The 10,098-nt window shown below is 31.0% G+C and carries 8 protein-coding genes; all 8 read left to right on the forward strand.

Translation table 11 applies throughout. The features are described from left to right. The first annotated feature begins 180 nt into the window (after positions 1 to 180). The 8 genes from HSX10_RS18070 (at position 181) to HSX10_RS18105 (ending at position 10,004) form a co-directional block, all read left to right on the forward strand. Positions 181 to 870 carry a hypothetical protein gene (locus tag HSX10_RS18070; protein ID WP_173589659.1) on the forward strand — a complete coding sequence of 230 codons (690 nt, stop codon included), beginning with the start codon at positions 181 to 183 and terminating at the stop codon, positions 868 to 870. Between the two features lie 155 nt (positions 871 to 1,025). Then, on the forward strand, positions 1,026 to 1,595 hold the full coding sequence (locus tag HSX10_RS18075) for a hypothetical protein (RefSeq protein WP_173589660.1): 570 nt from the start codon (positions 1,026 to 1,028) through the stop codon (positions 1,593 to 1,595). Positions 1,596 to 1,754: 159 nt separating this feature from the next. Beyond that, positions 1,755 to 2,927 (forward strand): TlpA family protein disulfide reductase, encoded by a 1,173-nt coding sequence (locus HSX10_RS18080; protein ID WP_173589661.1) that lies wholly within the window; start codon positions 1,755 to 1,757, stop codon positions 2,925 to 2,927. A gap of 144 nt (positions 2,928 to 3,071) precedes the next feature. Then, on the forward strand, positions 3,072 to 3,641 hold the full coding sequence (locus HSX10_RS18085) for a hypothetical protein (protein WP_173589662.1): 570 nt from the start codon (positions 3,072 to 3,074) through the stop codon (positions 3,639 to 3,641). 1,380 nt (positions 3,642 to 5,021) lie between these two features. Beyond that, positions 5,022 to 6,707: a hypothetical protein gene (locus HSX10_RS18090; RefSeq protein ID WP_173589663.1), complete on the forward strand. Its 1,686-nt coding sequence runs from the start codon at positions 5,022 to 5,024 to the stop codon at positions 6,705 to 6,707. Between the two features lie 12 nt (positions 6,708 to 6,719). Continuing rightward, positions 6,720 to 7,325, forward strand: coding sequence for a DUF6705 family protein (locus HSX10_RS18095; RefSeq protein ID WP_173589664.1), 606 nt, complete (start codon positions 6,720 to 6,722; stop codon positions 7,323 to 7,325). 155 nt (positions 7,326 to 7,480) lie between these two features. Then, a complete protein-coding gene (locus HSX10_RS18100; RefSeq protein WP_173589665.1) occupies positions 7,481 to 8,074 on the forward strand; it encodes a hypothetical protein in 594 nt (197 codons plus the stop codon). A 709-nt stretch (positions 8,075 to 8,783) separates the two neighbouring features. Continuing rightward, positions 8,784 to 10,004, forward strand: coding sequence for a hypothetical protein (locus HSX10_RS18105; protein ID WP_173589666.1), 1,221 nt, complete (start codon positions 8,784 to 8,786; stop codon positions 10,002 to 10,004). Positions 10,005 to 10,098: the final 94 nt, after the last annotated feature.

Consider the following 10,098-nt stretch of genomic DNA (forward strand, 5'->3'; position numbering starts at 1 on the left):
AAATTAATTATAATAATATAAAAGCCAGCGTACAACACCGTGTATAATTAATTGCTTTGTTCTTGCCTACTTGCGAAAATTCCTGCGGAATTTTCACGGGTTCGTAAATGTTTACTAACTTAGTTGCTTAACCACGCAACTAACCATACACAATCACGTTGTCTGTAATTTAACAAAACTATGAGTAAAGCTTTTCTGAAAATATTATTTTTTGTTGTTTCACTTCTGATTTTAGGATGTAAAGTTGATACAGAAAAGACAATAGTAGGTTCTAAATCGAATAACTGCGAAAGCCCATCTGATGCAATTGTAAAATTCAATACAGTAAAAGAAAGTGATGTTTCTGAAAGAATTTTGAAATATACTAAAAGTCAATCTATTGAATTTAGTAATTTAGAGGAAAAAGAAATTTCCGAATGGATTAATAATAATGTATTCAGCGAAAAAAGAGGTTATTCTGGTATTAAAGAATGGAATATTAATGATAATGACATTTGCTTTACACAAAAAACAAGAATTAAATCTACTTCAGATTCAACACAAGCTTCCGAAGTTGATATCAAAATATGCAATTCCATTTTGACTGAAGATGTTTCTGCTGGGAATTATTGGGAATTTGAATCAGAAAATTTTGAAATCAACTTAAGCTACTGCTTCGATTCAATAGAATTTATTAAACCAGTTGGGTATTATGAAATTGTCGATAACAATGGAAAATTGGAACGTTCATTAACAACAGACTTAAGAAAATATACCTCTTTAGTAAATATTAACTTGACCTTTCTCGATAAAAGAAGCAATACAGAATATAATAAATTGATATTATCTGATAATGGATTTTTATATACTGATTTTAGAAACTGGAAATAAAAAACTACAGACAACACCGTGTATAATTAATTGCTTGCTTCTAGCCTACTTACGAACATTCCTGCGGAATATTCTATCTGTGATTTATTTGCTAACTTAGTTCCTTAAATCACGCAACTAACCATACACAATCACGTTATGTGCAATTACCAAAAATGACGAAAACAAAACTAATATTGCTTTTTACTATTCTATTTTTTACTTCGTGTAAGGAAGTTGTTGAATATGAACAAAGTTTAAGTGACGAAGAACTTTATCCGAATTATGTAAAAGCAATTAAGAATGAAAGTACATTTCAAAATTTTCTTGTAATTAAAGTTAAAAATTTGAATAATGGAGAAATTCGAGAATATTGCACGAAAGGAAATTTTTTGAAAGGAGCATTGCATAGAGAATTGAATTTAGGATATTCAAAAGACGGAATTATCAAAGTTTATGAAACTGCAATCGAAAATAAAGAAAGGTATTTTGAATTTAAAAACGATAGTGCCATTTGGAATATAAGTGCATTTGACAAATATTCTATGAAAGAACTGTCTGAATTAGAGAATCAAATCGGAATTGACTCACTCATATACAGAATCGAAAACGGAAAAGATTGGGGAATTACAATCTCGAATGATAAACAAATGAAAATGGTTGCTCACTCTTTGTTTAATAAAGGAATTTTAACAGGAGAAAACAGTTGCTTTGGTGGAACGTTAACTTTAGATAAATCGGAATAAAAACAGCACATAACACCGTATATAATTTATTACTAGTTCTAGCCTACTTACGAAAATCCTCGCGTATTTTCTATTCGGGTTATATTTGCTAAATTAGATGCTTAAAACACGCAACAAATCATATACAACAACGTTATGTGTGATTAAAAAAAACAAACTATGAGAAAACTGATGTACATTCTGATATTATTGACTTTTGGTAATATTTATGCCCAATCCAATATAAAAGTCAACGGAAAAGCACCAAAAATAAATATAACTAATTGGATTGAGAATATTCCAAATGACAAAAATTTGAATGATAAGTACATAGTTCTCGAATTTTGGGCAACTTGGTGTGGACCATGTATAGCTGCGGTTCCCCATATGAATAAAATCCAAGAAGAGTTTAACCAAAAAGACCTTAATTACATTTCAATAACAGACGAATCAATTGCAAAAGTTGAAAGAAGCCTAAAGCGAATCGAATTTAAGTCAATCGTGGTTACGGATTTGACGAAAGAAACTCAAATTAATTTTGGAGATGGAATCAAAGGATTAGATGAATATCCTTTAACAGTTTTGATAGATAAAAGTGGTATTATAAAATGGATAGGAGAGCCAAAAAATCTAAATTCTGCGATTATGTCAAAATTCCTTTCCAACGGGAATACAGAAAATATAGATTTCGATTTAGAGAAAAATGTAAGTTTCAAAGAACAACAACAAACATTTGATTTCAAAGAATTGATGAGTAATAAAGAAGTCAAGTATTATTTTGAACTTCAAGAAACAGAAAGTACGGAAATATCTAAACAAGCAATGGGAACAAGCATTATAAATTTAAAATCCTATAGACTGGAAGATATTTATAATGATATTCTAAATATTAAAAATGACCAATTAGAATTACCTGAAACAATAAAAGATAAACGTTTCGACCTAATTTATAAGAATACTAAAGAACCTAAAAATCTAAATTTGTTAGAAAAAGACATTTTAAAAAAACTGAATTTAAAAAAGCAAACGGTCTTTAAGCCTACAAAGGTAAATGTCGTTTCAATTCAAGACCAATCGCTTTTAGAAGAAACTTTGGAAAAAAGATTTTCATCTAAATCTGACGCAGATGACAAAATAATATTTACTGCATATACCATAAATAATACACTTGTTGAATTATCAAATATTTCTTCTGTATCGTTTAAATTCAATGATAAAAATGAAACAAAGTATGATTTTATAATAGGCATTAAATCAAAAAATGACATTATCAGTAGTCTGAAATCTTACGGTTTAATAGTAGAAGAAAAAGATGTAAAAATTGAATATATAAAATTAATTAGCGAAAAATAACCACACATAACACCGTGTATAATTAATTGCTTTATTATTCTCTACTTGCGAATATTCCTGCGGAATATTCACGGGTTCGTAAAAGTTTGCTAACTTAGTTGCTGAGCCACGCAACTAATCATACACAAACACGTTGCCAACAATATGAAAAAAGTGCTCAAATTGAACTTCAGTCTTATAGTTTTAGCTTCTGTTTTCCTATTAAATTGTAAATCGGAAAAGAAAGCTGAAAACTATATTTCGGAAATAAATCTACCTGAAAATATATCGGACTTCACGTCAAGAATGACCGAAAAAGATACTGTGCGAATAACTGCAAACCTGACAATGGAATATTGGGTAAGAATTGATGAATTGATTTTAACCAAAAAAAATAACGAATTAATACTTCAAACAACAATCAAAGAAGACACAACATTTGAGCGAAAATTTCAAATGCGGAAAAACACTCTTGCGGAATTGAATTTAAAAAATAGCAATAACGAATTTGAACAACATTTTCTGACCAATTTTAGACGGACAAAAATTGACCCAAATGGAGATAACTGGATTTACAGAATAATTAATCAAAATGACACTCTGAAATTCTACACAGTTGGATTAGGGGACAAAGGTGGTTGCGTGAGGAAATATTATGAATTTATGGATAATTATTATCCGAATGAAAAGGAATTTAAACCGATTGAAGTAATAGAAAATGAAGAAATTGAATAAAATACTGTTGGCAACACCGTGTATAATTAATTGCTAGGTTCTTCCCTACTTGCGAATATTCCTGCGGAATATTCACGGGTTCGTAAAAGTTTGCTAACTTAGTTGCTTAACCACGCAACTAACCATACACAAACACGTTGGCAGCAATGCGTGTGCGGCAAAGTCCAACTCTAAATTGGAACTTATACAAATCTAAATTTTGAGAATAAAATAAAATTGGAATTTCAAAACGTTGGAATGAAAATCACAACGCAGGAATTATAAGCAGAACGGAAAATTACGGTTGAAAAAATAGCTACATCGCAATAAAAAAGCCTAGTTAGTTTTTCGCGATTTTTTTTTTTGACTTTTAAGTAAGTAAAATCAGAAAAAATGGAGTCGGAAATTTTAATTTCTTGCGGAACTAAATTGGAATAATTATCTAATTAATTAAACACGAGAACTAAAATTTGATAAGTTTCCTAGATATTAAAAATATAGCGCAGGATATACAAGCTGTGTGGAAAATGCGTGTCTGATTAGCAACAACGCAGGATTAAAAAAATAAGCACGGCTGCCAACACCGTGTATATTTAATTGCTTTGTTTCTGCTTATCTGGAATATTCCTTCGGAATATTCTCAGGTTCGTAAAAGTTTACTAAATTAGTTGCCTAACCACGCAACTAAGCATACACAAACACGTTAGCAGCAAGCAGTCACGTTTTGCTAACAGCTTTCTTAATTTAAGAGTTTTTTTATTTCTACTCACGATTAAAATCTCACTCGAGTAATCTGACTCGATTAAGAGTTCGGAAAATTAACGCTGGATTTATTACTCAGACGGATAAGTCGAATTGACTTAGTTTGCGGAATAACGATATTGGATTGCTTACTCAGATGAATAAGCAGAATTGATTAGAATTACGGAAAAATAACGCAGGATAATAGGAACCATTAAAATTAAAATTTACGAGATCCATAGAGAAAACCATAAACTGACTCTACTCTATTTTAATTTACAAAACTTTACGGCCGATCTGAATGCTAAAAAACCAATCTGAACGTAGTAGGATACCAAGAACGGAATTATACGCTAAAATCAATCTTAAAGTTGTTTAATGAAACAGCGTGAAATTAAAAGCCGGCTGCTAACACCGTGTATAATTAATTGCTTTTTTGAGCTTACTTGCGAAAATTCCTGCGGAATTTTCTCGGGTTCGTGAAAGTTTGTTAAATTAGCTACCTAACCACGCAACTAACCATACACAAGACCGTTGTGGTTAATTTTGACCAAACCAAGAGCCAGTTAACTAAGTGAAAAGCATAGTTGACTCATTAACGATTTGAAAACAAAATGACCAGACTTAAATTTGAATTATTAACCTTAAACCAACAACGGAATGAAAAAAAACTTTAAAAATTACCTCAAACATGGAATCCTACTCTTTGGGATTTTAATGTTATGTCTCACATGCCAAAAAGATGATTCAGTTACTGTAGATGAAATCGCTACTGAACTTAAATTCAATCTCAAAGTTATTAATAAAGCTGAAGTCAATGAAAACAAAGGAGTAAATGCTATTATAGAAGCATTTCCCAAAGTGGACGAAATATCTGATAGTAGTACAAACTTGCAAGGCAGGTCTACTTATATAGAAGCATACGATTTTTATGTAGATGATGAAACTGTTAACTATGTAACTTACGGTACTTATGACTCTTATACTTTTGCTATACACAGAGATGAAGATAATGGTTTGGTGGAAAATTTAGTATTAAGCAAACAAGTAAATGGTTCTTATAAAGCTTCAATTGTCAGATATGATTTATCTGAAGCAGAAAAAGAAGACGTAAAAGCAGGTAATATACCTTTAGATATGGCGCAAAAAACGTCTATGAATACTTTAATGAGTAGAGAATCTACAGATGAAGAACCGTGTTACGTAGCTCAGACTATTACCGTAATTAGCCCTAGAGCTTTTGGTGCAAGCCATACTATAAATATACAAGCCGAAGTACCCTGTCCTGATGATAATTCTAATGGCGATTTTTGGGATGACGATGGTGATACCTCTGGAGGTGGTGGCTCTGGTGGCATAGGTTCTGATCCTTTTGGTGGATTATTAGGTGGAGGTAATGGTATTGGAGACGGAACTGGTAATCCAAACCAAACGGATCCAAATGACCCAGACACTACTGATCCAGACGACACCCAAGATTGTCTAGAACTTGATGCTGAGGGTAATTGTATGGATGATGCTACTGCGATTTTAATAACGGAAAATAATAGTACTGGCGCAGACGACCCATGTTTCCAGCTTAAAAGATTGACCTCGCCACCTGCTTACAGTGAAACAAATCCATATACTCAAAGCAGTAGCCCATATAATACAGACGGTAAGAACACAAAACCACGCTTAGCACTTATTAATATTGATAATGAGTTAAGTAGCAATTGGGAGCATGGTTTTGGGTTTTATAATAGAGGTAATTATCCTAAACATGGCCCTTATGCGCAACACATACCATCAAAAAATCAGAAAAATGTAATTTTTCCGCAACAACCCTACCAATATGGTACTGTACATACACACCCAATTAATGATGTTGCAATTCCTATGTTTTCCGCAGAAGATCTATATTCGCTTCTAAGTGTAAGAAACTACTATACCAATAATAGCTTACAAGAATACAATACAGCTGGTGACAACCTTTTTGTAACAGCATTGGTGGTTAAACAAAACGGCGTAACACATACGTATGCTATAAAGATTGAAGATATTAGCAAATTGCAAAGCTTGCAGGCACTTTGGGATGACAGTAAAGACTCAAACAACGATGGTATAGATGAATGGAAGGATTTTTCAGATAAAATTGATGGTATGTATTCAGAAGGCGCAGATAATATAAATAGCGAAGGCGCTGTATATCAAAAAATATTTTTAGAAATAGTAAGAGATTTAGATCTTGGTATAGGGCTTTACGAAATGGAAGCTACAGGAGATCAACCTCCTTTACCTTTAGAAAAATGGAAAAAATTAACACTTAATACTAATAATCAAGTTGCAGCAACACCTTGCAACTAAAAAACATACATTATGAAGAATATATTAATTGCTGTAATATTAATGACATCTTTTGCCTGTAAAGCACAATCTCCTATTGTACCCTTAGATACTTATATACATAATACACCAGAAGAAGGTTATATTAAAGACTTGGATAACGAACTCGATAAGTTTGTTGGCACTTGGAAATTCACAAGCGGTTTAACCTCGTTAACAATTGAACTTCAAAAATTAGAACTATTTTATAATGGTAAATATTATCAAGATTTATTAATAGGTGAGTATAAATATATAGAAAACGGTATTCAAATTGTTAATTATTTACCTCTATTAGATGAAGACAGCGGCATTATTGCACAAGGTCATACGATAAATGGACGACAAATTATTCCAAAAGACAGATATGTTAGTTGTGATGATTGTAGTGATAATGAAAGACGGCTAAGGTTAAGTTTTCATGATTCAGAAAGATTATATTTATCTACTTCAGTAGTGCTACGTTATCTTTTAGATGAGACCAACCCAGAAAAAATGACAGCAACAATATATATAGGTCATGGTGGTATGAAACCTACTGAGGATTCTCCTGAGGTTCTAAGAGTACCATTTGGAGAATATACAATGGTAAAACAATAAAACTAACCACAACAATGTATATAAGAAATAGCAGTTAAGAGCTAAATCAAAAATTTTGTTCTTTTCTGCTTTTTTGTGTTAAATCCGAAAAACTACTGCATTTTAATCTGCTACTTCTCATATACGGAAACGTTACCTGCAAGCTGAAACAAACATTGATAAAAGCATTTACATATAGAACTGAATTAAGCGAAAGGGAATTTAGCCAAACTATTTATGCCGATTCTATAACTGAATCAATAACGAATTGGATTGACCATTTAAATGACTTCAAAAGCGAAGTCTATTCCTTTGACCAAAAATCAGTTGAATCAATTGAAACGCAGTTTAAAAACGGAAAAATCAAATTACAGCAAAACCCTAATATTCTTGTTTACGAACTGAATGATAAATATCAAATCACTTATATAAACGAAAACAAGAAACTTGAACCAGATTTTATTGCTAAACTTGAATTTATGACAACCGAAAATGGTGGTCGGAAAGGTTGCGCATATTCTGGATATCGACCAATCTTCAAACTGACTAACAAAAAAGAAATGACTTCTGCTAATCTGATTTTTAATGACAAACAGAAAGTCTTTCCTGGAGAAAAAACTATAGCTCTGATTAATATATTGTGGACAGAAGAATTTGAAAACCTACTCTATCCTGAATTGGAATTTGAATTGCTAGAACCACCAAGAATAATAGCAAAAGGAAAAATAATTGAGATAGTAAATAAAAAACTGAATAAAGCCAGCAGGTAACACAGTATATAATTTATTGCTAGTTCTAGCCTACTTACGAAAATCCTCGCGGATTTTCTATTCGGTTTTTATTTGCTAAATTAGGTGCTTAATCACGCAACAAACCATATACAACAACGTTAACTACAAGCTGCCTCGCCAACTAACATTTTTCTTAAATTGAAACATCGTAAGCCCTTATTTGATTGATTACTCAGATGGATAATTAAATCTGAAAAGCATTACGCATTGCTTACGGTTTGACTTCATAAACCAAGAAAAATAGAATTTTAAAAGATAGTTTAAAGAAACCAATTTTGAGCTTACTCTACTCTGTTTGAAATTAAAACAACTAAGATAATTTTAGATTAAAAAGATCAATAAAGTAAATCAAGATTGAAAAGCTTGTGTTTATCGTTACGGTTGAACTGTACGCAGGAAAACCAATCTGAGCTAAACTGGATTCGCTAAACGGAGTAATACCCTTAAACCGTTGCTAAAATTAGAATTCCTAAATTATATTTATTGGAAAATTTAAAAATCTGAAATCTGTATAAATAGAAAAAAAGCCGGTAGTTAACACCGTGTATATTTAATTGCTTGGTTTCTGCTTATCTGGAATATTCCTGCGGAATATTCACGGGTTCGTAAAAGTTTGCTAACTTACTCGCTAAACCACGCAACTAACCATACACAAATACGTTGCCCATAATACAAAAAAACTAAATAAATGACAGAATTTCTTACTTCAAATTGGCTTCCAAATTTACTCGGTTTGATTGGTGGAACATTAGGAATTTGGTCATTTGTCGATAATTATGTAATTCGTTTTAAACCTAAAATATATATCGCGACAAAAGTTGTTTTTGAAACTGAAGAACTTCACAATTTCACAAGATTAAAATCTATTATTTTTTCAAGCGAATTATGTAACCACAGAAAAAAATATGGAGTTATTTATGATTTTGCTGTAAGAATTTATAAATCAGATGAAATTAACTCTGATAGTGCAATTTATTATGCTTCAGAACTTATCGATAAAATTCCTCTAAACACAAAGGAAATTGAAAACCAGGAACTTCAAAGTTACAATCCCATAACAATCCTTCCGAACTCTAATAAATCTGTTAACATATGCTTTTCAGAGGTACTACATCGTTCGACTATGATAGTTAACAAATCTGCTAATTATTATTTAGAGGCATATTATCAAAAAGAACCTAAAGGAAAATGGAATTTCATTGATAAATTATATCTATATAACAAAACCGAACTAGGGAAAGTGCCAGAAAAGTTTATTTCATTTACGGTTTTAAATAAGAGCACTACAAAAGAAAAACTAAAGGAAGGTATAAAGATTCAAAAAACGAATATGTACGAAGGTGCTTCTAAAAAAACTTTGCATTTGTTTTTTAGCAGACTAAAGTATCGACTATTTTTAAGACCTATAAAATATATTGTAGACACTTTTAAAGCTGTTCCGTTTTATCTAAATATTTTTAGATTATGGTTTCTTGATAAGTATATCAAAATCCCCATTATTCAAAAATATGGTAAAAAAATAGACCGTGTTTCTGTAACATTTGGAAATAAAGAAAACAGAAAAATTACAGACAATGTTTTTAAAGAAATTCACGAAAAATTCAAAAGTATCTCTGATAAAATGAATTTAGACGCTAATGAAAATGCGATAACTACTGTTAAATTAGAAAAAGGTCAAATAATAATATCAAGATTCAAATTATCAATCAAAATTTATATAGCTGGTGACTCAAATATTCACGTGCAAGAATTGAATTCATTTAATGGTAGTAGATTGACTTATAGTTTAGATTTAAAACGTGGTCTTTGGAATAAGAATTTTTGGTATTTAAAAAACTATGGATTTATTAAACCTAAATCTTTTGTAGTAAAAGTATTAGATGCATTTATAATTCATTCAAGTTATTAGGTAGAAAGTACTATGGGCAACAAAGTACTGTGGTAAAAAACAAGTAAAAACTTATTAATTTATTGCTAAAGTACTTCTGTAATTATTATCATAG

Origin of the sequence: Winogradskyella undariae, from assembly GCF_013285155.1 — a bacterium.
Classification (GTDB): Bacteria; Bacteroidota; Bacteroidia; order Flavobacteriales; family Flavobacteriaceae; genus Winogradskyella; species Winogradskyella undariae.